Origin of the sequence: Fictibacillus gelatini DSM 15865 (assembly GCF_000430745.1) — a bacterium.
Taxonomy (GTDB): Bacteria; Bacillota; Bacilli; order Bacillales; family Fictibacillaceae; genus Fictibacillus_A; species Fictibacillus_A gelatini.
Genome location: NZ_AUMP01000054.1, coordinates 1 through 14,250, shown reverse-complemented (window position 1 = coordinate 14,250; position 14,250 = coordinate 1). Strand labels below are relative to the sequence as shown.

Genomic DNA, 14,250 nt, shown 5'->3' with positions numbered 1-14,250 from the left:
CATACTCACATTAGCATGTTAACTGCTGCGGGAGTCGATCTTGCAACGATTATGGAACGAGTTGGACATGAAGACATAAAAACCACAATGAAAATCTATACTCATGTCACAAAGAAAATGAAAGAGGATGCCTCACAAAAGATTAATCAAACTTTAGTGGACATCCTCAATAATAAGATTTCGATGTGAAATGTTAGCGAAATGTGATTTTTTTGGATTGACAGCTCATTTATAAAGCTGTCAATCGTTGATAAATCAACACTTTCTGGCGACTTATTACATCATGCCGCCCATTCCACCCATTCCGCCCATGTCAGGCATTCCAGCTCCGCCTTTGTTTTCTTCAGGCTTGTCGGCAACTACCGCTTCAGTTGTTAAGAACATAGCGGAAACGGATGCTGCGTTTTGAAGCGCGGAACGAGTAACTTTTGTAGGGTCAACGATTCCAGCTTCGAACATGTTTACCCATTCGCCAGTTGCAGCGTTGAATCCAACACCGATTTCTTCGCCTTTTAAGCGTTCAACAACAACAGATCCTTCAAGTCCAGCATTGTGAGCGATTTGACGAACTGGCTCTTCTAATGCACGGCGAACGATATTTACGCCAGTTGCTTCGTCGCCAGAAGCTTCGATGTTTTCTAACGCACGGATGACGTTAACAAGAGCTGTACCACCACCGGAAACGATTCCTTCTTCTACTGCTGCACGAGTAGAGTTCAACGCGTCTTCAATGCGAAGTTTGCGTTCTTTAAGTTCAGTTTCAGTAGCAGCACCAACTTTAATAACCGCAACGCCACCAGCAAGTTTCGCTAAACGCTCTTGAAGTTTTTCTTTATCGAATTCGGAAGTTGTTTCTTCCACTTGAGCTTTAATTTGGTTCACGCGAGCCGCGATTTTGTCAGATTCACCAGCACCTTCAACGATCGTCGTATTTTCTTTCGTAACGACAACTTTAGAAGCTGTACCTAATTGGCTGATCGTTGCAGATTTAAGATCCAGGCCAAGCTCTTCAGTGATTACTTCACCATTTGTAAGGATTGCGATGTCTTCAAGCATTGCTTTACGACGGTCACCGAATCCAGGAGCTTTAACCGCTACTGCATTGAACGTACCGCGAAGTTTGTTCACAACTAATGTAGCAAGCGCTTCACCTTCAACATCTTCAGCAATGATTAATAGAGGCTTTCCTTGTTGAACGACTTGTTCTAGTACAGGAAGGATTTCTTGAATGTTAGAAATCTTCTTGTCTGTAATTAGAATGTATGGGTTTTCTAGAACAGCTTCCATTTTATCAGAGTTTGTTACCATGTATGGAGAAGCATAACCACGGTCGAATTGCATACCTTCAACAACTTCTAATTCAGTTGTGAAACCTTTAGATTCTTCGATCGTGATTACACCATCGTTGCCAACGCGTTCCATAGCTTCAGCGATCAATTGGCCAACTTCATTGTCAGCAGCAGAAATCGCAGCAACTTGAGCGATGGAGTCTTTGCCTTCGATCGGCTTAGAGATTTTCTTTAATTCTTCAACCGCTACAGCTGTTGCTTTTTCAATACCTTTGCGGATAACCATTGGGTTCGCACCAGAAGTTACATTCTTTAACCCTTCACGGATCATCGCTTGTGCAAGAACCGTTGCAGTTGTTGTTCCGTCCCCTGCAACATCGTTCGTTTTGCTTGCAACTTCGGATACGAGTTTCGCACCCATGTTTTCGAAAGCATCTTCTAATTCGATTTCTTTTGCAATCGTTACACCGTCATTTGTAATTAACGGAGAACCGAATTTCTTTTCAAGAACAACGTTGCGTCCCTTTGGTCCAAGCGTTACTTTTACCGCGTTTGCAAGTGCATCTACACCGCGAAGCATTGCGCGACGAGCGTCTTCACTGAACTTAATTTCTTTTGCCATGTGTAAAACCCTCCTGTTTTTATGTTATGTAGCTTCATGCGAAGCTCTATCAAAGTAAACGTAATCTGTTAGCCGATTACTGCTAAAACGTCAGATTCGCGAAGAATCAAATATTCTTTACCCTGGTACTTCACTTCAGTTCCAGCATATTTAGAGAAAATGATGGAATCGCCTTCGGATACTTCCAAAGCAATACGTTCACCTTTCTCAGTTACGCGACCGGTACCAACAGCAACGACACGGCCTTCTTGAGGCTTTTCCTTTGCAGAGTCTGGTAACACGATACCGCTTGCAGTCTTTTCTTCACTTTCTACAAGCTCAATCACAATACGATCACCTAATGGCTTTAACAAGTGAAACACCCTCCTTGGTTGATTTGAAAAATTGTTTTATTAGCACTCTTGTTTGGTGAGTGCTAACTCCATTTCTAATAATAAATAAATCTTTTGACTTTTGCAAGAGAGAACTCTATCTTCTTTAAAATTTTCTCCCCGTTTGCGTATTCACTCGTCCAGTTTCAATTTATGTTACAATAGGGAGACGACAGCAAACACACGAATCAACTACACATCTATCCATTCTGCCCAATGAAAAGGAGTTTATAAACATTGAGAAATCGATACTGGTGGATTGCTTTCACCTATATAATCATGCAATTTTCCGGGATTGTCGGCGTTCCGGTTCTTCAGTACTTTCATGTGCCACGTCATCAAATCGCCGGCCTGTGGCTGACGATCAGTTTTACGATTGCGCTTGTGATTATTTGCATTCTTCTTGTTCCAGATATGAAAACCCGTCACGAACAACAAGGGCGGGTATCAAGAATGGCGGCTATCGGCTGGGCGATATTCGGCATTTTTTTGGCGTATGTTTCCCAAATTATTGCCGGAAGCATTGAATTGAAGGTGCTCGGCATTAACCCACAGTCCGAAAATACAAACCAGCTTGTCGCGATTGCCGGTTACACACCTTATTTTATCGTCGTTACTTCGATCATCGGCCCGATCTTAGAAGAGATCATTTTTCGCAAAATCATTTTTGGAAGTTTGTACAATCGGTTCAACTTTTTAATTGCCGGACTTATAAGTTCGTTAGTTTTTGCTGCAGTACACGGCGATTTTAAACACCTATTGGTTTATACAATGATGGGCTTTGTGTTTGCCTTTTTATATGTGAAAACAAAAAGGATTCTTGTCCCGATTGTTGCCCACGCCTCCATGAACACACTTGTGTTTATTCTTGTGCTGAACAAAGACGCGATACAGAACTATTTGGAGAAAATGCAAATCATTATTGGAGGTATTATGCAATGAGAACATCACCGTTAGTTATGAGCGGATTTTATTTGGTTATCGGCATTTTGTTTACTATGCTTGCGATCCATTACTCGAGAACCGATGGACTGACCGGGGTATGGACGATTATTAGCATGATTGTCGCTACATTTGACTTTGCCAATAGCATACGTTATTTCGTCTTGCATCGACATTTCCGGAAATATAAAAAATAATCCCCGTACATATACACGGGGATTATTTTTTATTCCGTACGCATGCTTTGAAACTCTTCTTCCAACTCGGCTTCTTCCTCTGCCGCTAACTTCTTTTTATAGGCAACAGCCGAAATGACAATGCTGATCTCATATAAAATGATGAGCGGAATGGTAATCATCAATTGCGTAACAAGATCAGGCGGGGCAATGAGCCCTGCAAAAACAAACGTTACAAAATAAGAGATCTTTCGGATTTTTTTTAAAAATTTCGGAGTCACGAGCCCTAACCTTGTTACAAAAAGGACAACAACAGGAAACTGAAAGATGAGTCCAAAGGGCAATATGAGTTTAAACAAGAAAGAAAAGTATTCATTAATTCCATAAACACCTTGAACGTTTAACGATTCGGCCATATCCGTCATAAAGTGAACGACAAGGGGCAACAGCACAAAATATGAAAAGCTGATTCCTCCTATAAACAACAAAAAGGAAATGGGGATATAGGACAGCGTCACACGCCTTTCATTTTCATATAGCCCTGGACTGACAAACGCCCATATTTGATAAAGAATGACAGGAAACGTCAGCAAAAATGCGATGATAAACGAAAAATTAAGATACACTTTTAACGGATCCGTTAAATTAAACGCATTCATGTGAATACGATGGGCAACCGGGTCTTCTTGCAAGTATATGATCACCGGTTTTGCCAGATAAAGACCTAAAACCATGAAAGCCGCAAAGAAAAGGACGGTAATGATCAGTCGTTTTCTTAATTCACCGAAATGCGCATAAATCGACATATTCTTTTCGTTCATTATTTTCATCCTTTAAACTACTTCTGTTCACTGTTAGAAGAAACGATTGCCTCTTTTTGATCGGCCTGAGCTCTGGCCGTTGTTTCGTTTACAGGTTTTGCGTCTTTTTCTTTCTTTTCATCATCGTCATCCATAATTCCCTGTGTGGCGTTTTTAAATTCGCGCAGTGTTTTCCCTGCAGCCCGTCCAAATTCCGGCAACTTTTTAGGCCCGAATAATACTAAAGCGACAGCAGCGATAATTAGCGCCTGACCTCCGCTGATAAAATAAAGCATACATGACACCTCCTTAAGAAAAATTTAAGTTTTATGACTCTTTGATCGGGTAGTGCTTCATAAAATAGATTAATGATTGCAATTCCACTGCTAAATCAATATGATGTACCCGAATGTATTCGGGTATTGTCAACCTTGCAGGGGTAAAATTCAAAATCCCCTTCATTCCTGCTTCCACAAGTCTGTCGGCAATGCTCTGGGCGCTATTGACTGGAACGGTTAATATAGCTACATCAATTTCTGTCCCTTTCAGTCTTTTTACGATCTCATCGATATGATAGATCGGAACATCGGCAATTTTTTTTCCCACTTTTTCAGGGGCGATATCAAATGCCAATTCGATTTTTGTATTGTTATTTTTCGTAAAATTGTAATGTAAAAAGGCCGTTCCTAAATTGCCGACTCCAATTAACGCAACCTTCGTTACTTCATCTTGATTTAACGTTTTGCGAAAAAAAGAGAGCAAGTAATTAACATTATAGCCATACCCCTTTTTTCCTAGTGCCCCAAAGTAAGAAAAATCCCTGCGAATCGTAGCGGAATCTACTTTTACCGCCTCGCTTAGTTCAGCAGAAGACACACGCTGCTTCCCCGATGCTGATAAATTTTGAATAAATCGGTAGTAAAGCGGCAGCCTTTTTGCAGTGGCCTGCGGTATTTTCGTTTGCTCCTGATTCATGTATATCCTCCGAATCAAGCGTATTTAATAAATGTTCAAAAAGAAGCCGATAGATATTTGCCCGGCATCTCATTTGAACAACTTCTATTATAGTTTACCATATTTAGATAGAACGCTCATAGTCGCCGCTTTTTCCGCCGGTTTTGCTTTGTAAAAAGGTTGGCCCGATAACCATTCCTTTATCGACTGCTTTGCACATATCATAAACGGTCAGTGCCGTCGCAGATGCAGCAGTCAGCGCTTCCATTTCAACGCCGGTGCTCCCTTTTGTCTTTACTTCGGCCTCGATATGAAGAACATAGTTCGTCCCTTTTTCTTCCCACGAGAACGTAATGTTGACCCCGGTTAAGGCGAGCGGATGGCACATTGGAATCCAATCCGACGTGTTTTTAGCGGCCATAATCCCCGCTACCTGGGCAACGGCAAGAACGTCTCCTTTTTTAAATGTTTTTTCTATGATTTTTTTATAGATTTCTTCATTTACTGTTACAGCGCTTTTGGCTACAGCTGTTCGAAAGGTCGATTCTTTTTCCGAGATGTCAACCATTCTCGCCCTTCCTTGTTCATTAAAGTGGGTAAAATCTCCCATGAATTTCCCGCCTTTCACTATTTGACTATACACTATTCTTTTGCTTCCTGTCTTTTATTTTTCATGCTAAATCTAACGAAATGATGAACAATGATTTATTGCGAATCGTTCAGTATCTACGCTACACTAGACGTATGGCTAACGTCTTGTTGTCTTTATTTAAATAGAGGTGAATACCGTGATTATTTTACAAGTGAATAATTTATATAAATCTTTTGGGGCAGCTCCCATTTTATCGAATATTAAGCTTGAAGTCCAAACAGGTGAGAGAATTGCCCTTGTCGGGCGCAACGGGGCAGGAAAGTCAACGTTATTAAAGACGATTACCGGGGAATTGTCGTATGATTCGGGAACAATTATGATTCCAAAAGGCGTGAATATCGGCTACCTTGCGCAAAATACCGGCCTTGAGTCTTCACTATCCATTTGGGACGAAATGTTGACCGTATTTCAGCCACTAAGAGAAATGGAACAACGTTTGCGCCAGATGGAAGAAAAAATGGGTGACCCGGACTTAATCGCAAACGAACATGAATACAACAAACTTTTAAAAGAATACGACGAACTGCAAATAAAGTTTAAAGATGAAGGAGGCTATCAATATGAAGCGGATATTCGCACAGTACTGCACGGCTTTCAATTCGCAGATTTTGATCCTTCTACAATCGTTTCAACATTAAGCGGCGGTCAGAAAACACGTCTCGCACTGGCGAAACTCCTTTTAACTAAGCCGGACCTTCTAATTCTGGACGAACCGACAAACCACTTAGACATCGATACATTGTCCTGGCTTGAACACTATTTGCAGAGCTATCCTGGAGCTATTTTACTCGTCTCACATGACCGCTATTTTTTAGATAAAATCGTGACAACCGTTTATGAAATTTCACGGCACCAGTCGATGAAATATGTTGGCAACTATACGAAATACCTTGAACAAAAGGCGGAACGGCTCGCAATCGAAACAAAAGAATACGAAAAACAACAAGAGGAAATTGCCAAACTGCAAGATTTCGTCCAGCGCAATATTGCCCGCGCTTCTACTACGAAACGGGCACAAAGCCGGAGAAAGCAGCTAGAAAAAATGACAATAATGGATAAGCCGCTCGGGGACGAGAAATCGGCTAAATTCCATTTTGACATTGAGCGCCAGAGCGGCAATGATGTGCTTAAATTAGAAAACGTTTCGGTCGGTTACGAAGACGGCAAACCACTTTTAACGAACGTGAACTATCATGTAACCCGTCAAGATAGTGTAGCCATCGTAGGACCAAACGGAATCGGGAAATCAACGCTATTAAAGGCGATTTTAAAACAATTGCCGCTCGAGAGCGGTACTATTCATTACGGAACGAATGTAAAAGTTGGCCATTATGATCAGGAGCAGGCAAACCTTACATCGAATAAGACATTATTGCACGAACTGTGGGATGAGTATCCGGAGAAGACGGAAAAAGAAATACGCACCGTTCTTGGAAATTTTCTTTTTAGCGGAGATGATGTACTAAAACATGTTTCAGAATTAAGCGGCGGACAAAAAGCAAGGCTCGCTTTAGCGAAATTGATGATGCAAAAAGCCAATTTGCTTCTGCTTGATGAACCGACAAACCATCTTGATCTTGACAGTAAAGAGGTTCTTGAACAAGCGCTAATTGATTATCCTGGAACGATCGTCTTTATTTCGCATGACCGCTATTTTATTAACCGAATAGCGACAAAAGTGGCCGAGCTTTCCCCTCATGGCATTACGAACTACCTGGGGGATTACGATTATTACGTTGAAAAGAAAGCGGAAATGGCCGCGAGAGAAGAATTGGAAAAAGAAAAGCAGGCAACATATGAGCCAAAGAATGAAACAACCTACACCTATGATAAAGAAGCGAAACGCCAGGATCGAAAACGCATGCGCCGCATTGAAGAAATAGAACGATTGCTTGAGGAACTTGAGGAAAAGCAAGCAGCGTATGAAGAAGCGCTATGCGACCCTGACGTCTATCAAGATTACGAAAAAACACAGGACTATCAAAACAAAGTAGACTCCGTTAAAGATGAAATTGAAAAGTTAATGGAAGAATGGGAAAAGTTGCATACAGAAACGTGAAACATCGGATACAATTTCCGATGTTTTCTTTTTATTCACATATTCACTTACTTATGCACAGTTTACATCCAATTAAATCGGTTATCCACTCAAGTTATGCACATTATCCACAGATATCTAGTTATTTATCCACATTTTTTTATTCACATTATAAAATCATTTAAAATCACTTTTTTATGAAGTTATACACATTGTTCACAACTTGTGGATAATTATTTTCCACATTACCTGCCCTACTCAAAAAATAAATTTCTCCTACTAAATGACTGATACGTGCGCTGAATTGATTGATATTCTCTACTAAATGACCGATATGTGCGCTGAATTGATTGATATCCTCTGTTAAATGACCGATATGGGTGCTGAATTGATTGATATTACTCACCGCAATGAGGACAAAAAAACGCCCCTCTATAGGAGAGGAGCATTTAAGCTTCTATATCAAGTCCGGGTACACCGTTTAATGTCAATTCAGCCCGTTTTCCTTTTTTATATTCAATATACCCTGCAGCGGCTATCATCGCCGCATTATCCGTGCAAAGAAACAGTGGCGGGATGACAAGTTCGCAATTTGCATCTTTGAATCTTTCTTCAAGCGCTTTTCTTAATCCTTTATTAGCAGCGACGCCACCTGCGAGCAACACTTGTTTCACCCCGTATTCTTTCGCGGCTCTTGCCGTTTTTTCCACAAGCACTTCAATGACGCTCGCTTGAAAGCTTGCGGCTAAATCTTCAGGGCGGATTTCTTGCCCGCGCTGGGACGCATTGTGAACCGTGTTAATAACTGCTGATTTTAGCCCGCTGAAGCTGAAATCATACGAATCCGGTTCAAGCCATGCTCGCGGAAGGTCAATAGTTGCCTCCCCGACTTCAGCTAATCGGTCGATATGAGGCCCTCCGGGATAAGGCAAGTTAATCGTTCTTGCTACTTTATCATATGCTTCTCCGGCCGCATCATCGCGCGTCTCGCCAATGACTTCATAGGAGCCATGTTCTTTCATATAAATCAATTCAGTATGGCCGCCTGACACAACAAGCGAAAGAAGCGGAAACTCCATTTCTTTTACAAGCCGGTTTGCATAGATATGCCCTGCGATATGGTGGACAGGGACAAGGGGAAGGTTATGGGCAAATGCCAATGCCTTCGCAGCATTTACCCCGATCAAAAGAGCTCCGACCAATCCCGGCCCCTCCGTTACAGCAACGGCCGTTATTTCTTCAATTGTTACTCCTGCTTGTTCAAGCGCTTCTTCCAAAACGATAGTAATTTGTTCCACATGATGTCTCGAAGCCACTTCTGGAACAACCCCGCCAAACCGTTTATGGCTTTCAATTTGCGAGGCCACCACATTGGATAAAATTTCAGTGCCACCTTTGACGATCGCAACGGCGGTTTCATCACAACTCGTTTCTATCGCTAATATTAATTCATTGTTTTCACTCATATTTTCACCCACATCACTAATGCATCTTCACCGTTATCGCTATAATAATTTTTCCGAATGCCGCCTTCTTGAAAACCGAGTTTACGATATAAGTTTTGCGCAACCGAATTGCTTACACGAACTTCAAGACTCAGTTTTTTCGCTCCATACCGCTTTGCCAGGCGCAATGCTTGAGCAAGGATGGCTTCTCCAAGGCCCTGGCCTCTATATTCCGGGAGAATCGCAATGTTTGTAATATGCGCTTCATCAATCACAACCCAAACCCCGCAATAGCCAACTGGTTTAAAATCGACTTCAATGATTAAGTAATAAGCAAACTGGTTATGCACAATTTCATTGTAGAACGCTTCTTCCGTCCACGGTGTCGGAAACGAAATCCGTTCAATTTCTAATATATCTGGAATATCGCTAACTTTTGCCAACCGATAGGTCACTCTTTCCTCCAAAAAAACACCTACTTTTCCTTTGATGCCAGCCATTTTGCTTCCGCCTCAGCCAACTGCAAATAGCTCGGGACAAAAGTATGGACTTCTTCAGGTTTTTTGCTTAACCCGAGAATAGCGAGCTCCGAAGGCCTCGGATTATGGTCTGCCATGCTTCCAAACAGCGCAGCTTCACCGAGCATTTCTTGAATGACCGGCCGGTGAAGAGCTACATCATTTCCGAAAAATGAAATGGGCAAATTCCGTTCTTTTAACTGCTCCAGCCAATCTTCGATCAATATCAATTGATCCGGCTCGATCGATTGAAAAACACCATTTCTTTTACCATAAAGACCGGTATAGACCTGGGTTCGCCTTGCATCAAAAAGCGGGACGACGAGCCCTTCAAAATGCTTTCCATTTTGGGCCAAAACTTCAAGGCTTGATACGCCAACAAGTTCTTTTTTTAATGTCCAGGCAAGGGTCTTTGCGATCGTCACGCCAATTCTAACACCCGTATAGGAACCGGGGCCTCTGGCAACGACAATTCGGTCTAACGATTGTGGACTAATATTAAGCTCGCTTAATAAATCATGAATGGCAGGCATAACACGGATTGAGTGATTTTTTTTCAAGTTCGTTATGTATTCACCAATTACTTTTTCCCCGTCTGTAACAGCTATGCCCATTACTAGATTGGACGTATCAATTGCTAACACTTTCATTCCATTAACTCCTTACATAGCTTTATGTATCGATCACCCACCGGAGTCAGCACGATCTCTCTCTCACTTTCCCCGATATGCCGTATTTCAATGGTAAGATGCTCCTCAGGCAAATGTTCAGAAATAAACCGGGCCCACTCAACTACAGTTACTCCTTCCCCGGAGAAATATTCGTCAAACCCGAGGTCTTCATCACTATGTTCTAATCGATATACATCCATATGATAAAGAGGCAGGCGGCCATTATATTCCTTAATAATTGTGAAAGTAGGGGAACTTACAACTCGCTTGATTCCAAGCCCCTTTGCCAGTCCTTTCGTAAACGTTGTTTTGCCCGCTCCAAGGTCACCCTCTAAAATATAAACATTTCCCGGTTCCGATAGTTCCCCAAGCTTTTTTGAAAACGACATCGTTTCTTCCGGGGATGAAGTTTTAATTTTAATTTGTTCCACGTTCGTCACCTCACCAAGATGAAAAATGATTATACCCTTGTTTATTTAACAATATCCGTTCCTGGTTTTTGATTAAATACACTTCTGGATTTCCTGCAGTGACGATACCCACTTCAAATAATAACATTCCGTTTTCATTAAACTTGCGCTGCATATCACGAAATATTTCTCTTGGCATCGTACCCATTAGGATATAATCTTCTCCACCATTTAATATCCATTGTTCCTGTTGTTCAGGTAAATAATCCGCAAGTTCCCCACTTTTAGGAAGCCTGTCATAAAACAAGGTAAGAGTTACACCGCTCGCTTCGGCAATTTCATTTGCTTCACTCGCAATTCCGTCACTAATATCATTTAATGAGATTCGCGAATGAGAACCGGCAAGCAAACGGCCCTCTTCTACATGTGGACGGGGCATCTGGTGCGAAAGAATGAGTTTTTTTTCGTTTGCGGTAAAAGGATGCTTTTTTGTATGCTTCAATAATAAAGCAAGTCCTGCTGCTGAATCGCCAAGCATTCCTGTTACGAAGACGATATCTCCTGCACGTGCATTGCTTCGTAATAGTTTTCGGTTTTCCTCTACTTCCCCAATAACCGTTATGGATAAAACGAGCGAATCTTTTGTCGATACCGTATCCCCACCGAGTAACGTCATTTTATAAGAATCAGCAAGATGATGCATTCCTTCATAAATCGAAAGGAGCTCCGTCTCCGTCCAACTGTTCGAGAGGGCCACGGAAACAAGATAATATAACGGCCTCCCGCCCATGGCCGCGATATCGCTTATATTTGAAGCTAACGCTTTATAGCCGATATGAAATGGTTCCATCGTATCTTTTGTAAAATGGATACCTTCCACCATTGTATCCAGACAAAGAATCTGGTTAGTTTCGGCCTTTCCTTTTAGTAATGCAGCATCATCACCTATTCCTTGAATAACATTATGATTCCGATGAGATCCTGCTTTAATTTTTTTGAGCCATTCGAATTCATCATTCACAACTATCCCTCTTTATGAAAAACGTATAATCACGGTTTGCCTATGCTTCAGGGTCAACTTTAAAAAGGTGCAAAAAAACCTTAGGCATCAACGAACAACCTAAGGAATATGTATCTTTTATTAGTGTATCTTATTTTAGTAAAAAAACCTATTCTGCTCAAAAAAACAATAAAAAAAACGAAACCGTGCTGCTTCGTTTACATGAATGGCGGACCCGACCGGGATCGAACCGGCGATCTCCTGCGTGACAGGCAGGCATGTTAACCACTACACCACGGATCCTTTTTTATATGTAGATTCATCATTTAGCATTATGTTAGTCTTCGTTCATAAAGAAAATTGGTTGCGGGGACAGGATTTGAACCTGCGACCTTCGGGTTATGAGCCCGACGAGCTACCAGACTGCTCCACCCCGCGATGATATGAAAGTTTATGGACGATGCTGAGACTGCAGACTGTCTCTTCCTCTTCCAGTCCTGCTTCGCGGCTTGATGCGTCGAGACAACTCGTAGTAATTCACGATGTTACGCTCATTGCTCCACCCCGCGATGATAAATATTTCAACTGACGATTATTAATATAGCATATTAATCTTTATTTTTCAACTAACATTTCAAAAAAATACACCGGTTTTAAAAACCGGTGTATTTTTTATGCTACATGTTGATTCTCATTTCTTTTATGGAACCCTCTTGCGTAATATATGCCAACTAAAAGTAATAACCAGATCGGTCCCACGATTAAGGCCACTCTTGTGTCCGCCGAGAAACCTAATAGCACGACAACTAATGCTAAAAAAGCTAAAGAGATATAAGAGCCATATGGCCAAAATGGCATGCGATATTTTAATTTCGCACGTTCTTCTGCGGATAACCCTTTACGAAATTTCAATTGTGAAATGATAATAATGGCCCATGTGAATACAGCTCCAAATGTAGCAACGCTTGTAATCCATGCAAAAACCGGGCTATTCGGGAAAAGGAAATTTAAAATTACCCCGATTAATAGGGCTACCCCTGAACCTAAAATAGCCATGTAAGGTACCCCGCTCTTACTTACTTTGCCAAAAGATCCAGGTGCTTGATTTTGCTCAGCAAGATTGAATAACATCCGGGCGGTGCTAAAGATGCCGCTGTTACAGCTTGATAAAGCTGCAGTCAATACGACAAAGTTGATAATTCCGGCCGCTTTAGCGATACCTATCTTTTCAAAGGTTAAAACAAATGGACTGTTTTCCGTACCAATTTCGTTCCAAGGATAAATCGACATAATGACAAATAATGCTCCGACGTAAAAAATTAAAATACGCCAAAATACTGTATCTACAGCTTTTGTTAACGCTTTTTCCGGGTTTTTTACTTCTCCGGCGGTAACCCCTACCATTTCAATACCAAGGTAAGCAAACATCACCATTTGAAGGGATAATAGCATACCTTTAATGCCATTAGGGGCAAATCCATCATGTTTCCAAAGGTTGCTAATACCTGTTGCAATACCGCCGTTACCGATACCAAATAAAATAATTCCTAAACCGACAACGATCATAGCGATAATCGCAATAATTTTAATTAAAGCAAACCAAAATTCAAACTCCCCGTACGCCTTAACAGCAATTAAATTGACACATGTCATAATAACCAGGGCTGCAAGTGCCCAGATCCATTTTGGTACATTCGGGAACCATAATTGCATGTAAACCCCGACTGCAGTGATTTCAGCCATACAAGTTACAATCCATAGAAACCAGTAGTTCCACCCGGTTAAATATCCGGCTAATGGACCAAGATAATCTTTTGCATAACGGCTGAACGAACCGGCCACTGGATTTTGTATTGCTACTTCTCCAAGAGCTCGCATAATAAAAAACATAATAATTCCTGCAATAATATAATTCAGTAAGATGGCGGGACCCGCTAATTTAATGGCTGATGCCGATCCTAAAAATAAGCCAACCCCGATACAGGCACCAAGAGACATCAATGTAATGTGGCGTTGTCCCAGGCCACGATGAAGGTCTTCGTTTTGCTTCATACGGTGTATCCTCCTTATAGAATTTCTATGAAGCGCTTTCAATAGTATTATAACACATTTCGACAATTTTGACTAATTTGTTAATATTTCTAATGATTGTATTTCTAGTTTGGTTATTACTTTTTATGTAAAACCAATAACCATTTTTTACCGTTAACTAAAAACTCCGCTGGAAAATCCAACGGAGTCTCAATTGGCCTGGCAGCGTCCTACTCTCACAGGGGGAAGCCCCCAATTACCATCGGCGCTGAAGAGCTTAACTTCCGTGTTCGGTATGGGAACGGGTGTGACCTCTTCGCCATCGCCACCA

15 protein-coding genes, 2 tRNA genes, 1 rRNA gene and 1 pseudogene are annotated in these 14,250 nt (G+C 41.5%); 4 read left to right on the top strand and 15 right to left on the bottom strand.

Annotated elements, in window-relative coordinates:
- Positions 1 to 189, top strand: a 189-nt coding sequence (locus H538_RS25715; protein WP_026678655.1) for a tyrosine-type recombinase/integrase, incomplete at its 5' end; no start/stop codon positions are given.
- Positions 190 to 276: 87 nt separating this feature from the next.
- On the opposite strand, the gene groL is transcribed toward H538_RS25715, so the two are convergent.
- Positions 277 to 1,911: a chaperonin GroEL gene (gene groL, locus H538_RS0117215; protein WP_026678654.1), complete on the bottom strand. Its 1,635-nt coding sequence runs from the start codon at positions 1,909 to 1,911 to the stop codon at positions 277 to 279.
- Between the two features lie 68 nt (positions 1,912 to 1,979).
- Positions 1,980 to 2,264 carry a co-chaperone GroES gene (groES, locus tag H538_RS0117210; protein WP_026678653.1) on the bottom strand — a complete coding sequence of 95 codons (285 nt, stop codon included), beginning with the start codon at positions 2,262 to 2,264 and terminating at the stop codon, positions 1,980 to 1,982.
- 255 nt (positions 2,265 to 2,519) lie between these two features.
- On the opposite strand from groES, the gene H538_RS0117205 reads away from it, so the two are divergent.
- Both H538_RS0117205 and H538_RS0117200 read left to right on the top strand, forming a co-directional pair.
- Entirely contained in the window at positions 2,520 to 3,224 is a 705-nt protein-coding gene (locus H538_RS0117205; protein ID WP_026678652.1) for a CPBP family intramembrane glutamic endopeptidase, read from the top strand.
- Positions 3,221 to 3,421, top strand: coding sequence for a hypothetical protein (locus H538_RS0117200; protein ID WP_026678651.1), 201 nt, complete (start codon positions 3,221 to 3,223; stop codon positions 3,419 to 3,421). Before H538_RS0117205 ends, H538_RS0117200 begins: the two co-directional genes overlap by 4 nt.
- Before the next feature lie 29 nt (positions 3,422 to 3,450).
- On the opposite strand, the gene tatC is transcribed toward H538_RS0117200, so the two are convergent.
- The 4 genes from tatC to moaC form a co-directional block, all read right to left on the bottom strand.
- The gene (tatC, locus tag H538_RS0117195) at positions 3,451 to 4,221 is read right to left on the bottom strand and encodes a twin-arginine translocase subunit TatC (protein WP_026678650.1); all 771 of its coding nucleotides are present in this window, start codon (positions 4,219 to 4,221) and stop codon (positions 3,451 to 3,453) included.
- 17 nt (positions 4,222 to 4,238) lie between these two features.
- The gene (locus H538_RS24235; RefSeq protein ID WP_051291536.1) at positions 4,239 to 4,496 is read right to left on the bottom strand and encodes a twin-arginine translocase TatA/TatE family subunit; all 258 of its coding nucleotides are present in this window, start codon (positions 4,494 to 4,496) and stop codon (positions 4,239 to 4,241) included.
- Positions 4,497 to 4,527: 31 nt separating this feature from the next.
- Positions 4,528 to 5,175, bottom strand: a complete 648-nt coding sequence (locus tag H538_RS0117185; RefSeq protein WP_026678649.1) for a redox-sensing transcriptional repressor Rex — start codon at positions 5,173 to 5,175, stop codon at positions 4,528 to 4,530.
- 103 nt (positions 5,176 to 5,278) lie between these two features.
- On the bottom strand, positions 5,279 to 5,764 hold the full coding sequence (gene moaC, locus H538_RS0117180) for a cyclic pyranopterin monophosphate synthase MoaC (protein ID WP_026678648.1): 486 nt from the start codon (positions 5,762 to 5,764) through the stop codon (positions 5,279 to 5,281).
- A gap of 178 nt (positions 5,765 to 5,942) precedes the next feature.
- On the opposite strand from moaC, the gene H538_RS0117175 reads away from it, so the two are divergent.
- Complete coding sequence (locus H538_RS0117175) at positions 5,943 to 7,865, top strand: ABC-F family ATP-binding cassette domain-containing protein (protein ID WP_026678647.1); 1,923 nt, start codon at positions 5,943 to 5,945, stop codon at positions 7,863 to 7,865.
- A 428-nt stretch (positions 7,866 to 8,293) separates the two neighbouring features.
- On the opposite strand, the gene tsaD is transcribed toward H538_RS0117175, so the two are convergent.
- The 9 genes and pseudogenes from tsaD to rrf form a co-directional block, all read right to left on the bottom strand.
- Positions 8,294 to 9,310 carry a tRNA (adenosine(37)-N6)-threonylcarbamoyltransferase complex transferase subunit TsaD gene (tsaD, locus tag H538_RS0117170; protein WP_035351342.1) on the bottom strand — a complete coding sequence of 339 codons (1,017 nt, stop codon included), beginning with the start codon at positions 9,308 to 9,310 and terminating at the stop codon, positions 8,294 to 8,296.
- On the bottom strand, positions 9,307 to 9,789 hold the full coding sequence (rimI, locus tag H538_RS0117165) for a ribosomal protein S18-alanine N-acetyltransferase (RefSeq protein WP_154658010.1): 483 nt from the start codon (positions 9,787 to 9,789) through the stop codon (positions 9,307 to 9,309). The genes tsaD and rimI overlap by 4 nt, the downstream gene beginning before the upstream one ends.
- A complete protein-coding gene (gene tsaB / locus H538_RS0117160; protein ID WP_407636403.1) occupies positions 9,765 to 10,421 on the bottom strand; it encodes a tRNA (adenosine(37)-N6)-threonylcarbamoyltransferase complex dimerization subunit type 1 TsaB in 657 nt (218 codons plus the stop codon). Before tsaB ends, rimI begins: the two co-directional genes overlap by 25 nt.
- A 16-nt stretch (positions 10,422 to 10,437) precedes the next feature.
- A pseudogene (gene tsaE, locus H538_RS0117155) lies at positions 10,438 to 10,909 on the bottom strand (tRNA (adenosine(37)-N6)-threonylcarbamoyltransferase complex ATPase subunit type 1 TsaE).
- A 10-nt stretch (positions 10,910 to 10,919) separates the two neighbouring features.
- Positions 10,920 to 11,909, bottom strand: a complete 990-nt coding sequence (gene thiL, locus H538_RS0117150; protein WP_035351340.1) for a thiamine-phosphate kinase — start codon at positions 11,907 to 11,909, stop codon at positions 10,920 to 10,922.
- A 206-nt stretch (positions 11,910 to 12,115) separates the two neighbouring features.
- A tRNA-Asp gene (locus tag H538_RS0117145) sits at positions 12,116 to 12,191 on the bottom strand.
- 58 nt (positions 12,192 to 12,249) lie between these two features.
- Positions 12,250 to 12,326 (bottom strand) — tRNA-Met (locus H538_RS0117140).
- A 234-nt stretch (positions 12,327 to 12,560) separates the two neighbouring features.
- Positions 12,561 to 13,940 (bottom strand): amino acid permease, encoded by a 1,380-nt coding sequence (locus H538_RS0117135; protein WP_035351336.1) that lies wholly within the window; start codon positions 13,938 to 13,940, stop codon positions 12,561 to 12,563.
- Between the two features lie 196 nt (positions 13,941 to 14,136).
- Positions 14,137 to 14,250, bottom strand: a 5S ribosomal RNA gene (gene rrf, locus H538_RS0117130); the annotation flags it as partial.

Coding starts and splice junctions, on each gene's coding strand:
- groL (WP_026678654.1), bottom strand. CDS start 1,911: ATGGCAAAAGAAATTAAGTTCAGTGAAGACGCTCGTCGCGCAATGCTT.
- H538_RS0117200 (WP_026678651.1), top strand. CDS start 3,221: ATGAGAACATCACCGTTAGTTATGAGCGGATTTTATTTGGTTATCGGC.
- tatC (WP_026678650.1), bottom strand. CDS start 4,221: ATGAACGAAAAGAATATGTCGATTTATGCGCATTTCGGTGAATTAAGA.
- H538_RS24235 (WP_051291536.1), bottom strand. CDS start 4,496: ATGCTTTATTTTATCAGCGGAGGTCAGGCGCTAATTATCGCTGCTGTC.
- H538_RS0117185 (WP_026678649.1), bottom strand. CDS start 5,175: ATGAATCAGGAGCAAACGAAAATACCGCAGGCCACTGCAAAAAGGCTG.
- moaC (WP_026678648.1), bottom strand. CDS start 5,764: ATGGGAGATTTTACCCACTTTAATGAACAAGGAAGGGCGAGAATGGTT.
- tsaD (WP_035351342.1), bottom strand. CDS start 9,310: ATGAGTGAAAACAATGAATTAATATTAGCGATAGAAACGAGTTGTGAT.
- rimI (WP_154658010.1), bottom strand. CDS start 9,789: ATGGCTGGCATCAAAGGAAAAGTAGGTGTTTTTTTGGAGGAAAGAGTG.
- tsaB (WP_407636403.1), bottom strand. CDS start 10,421: ATGGGCATAGCTGTTACAGACGGGGAAAAAGTAATTGGTGAATACATA.
- H538_RS0117135 (WP_035351336.1), bottom strand. CDS start 13,940: ATGAAGCAAAACGAAGACCTTCATCGTGGCCTGGGACAACGCCACATT.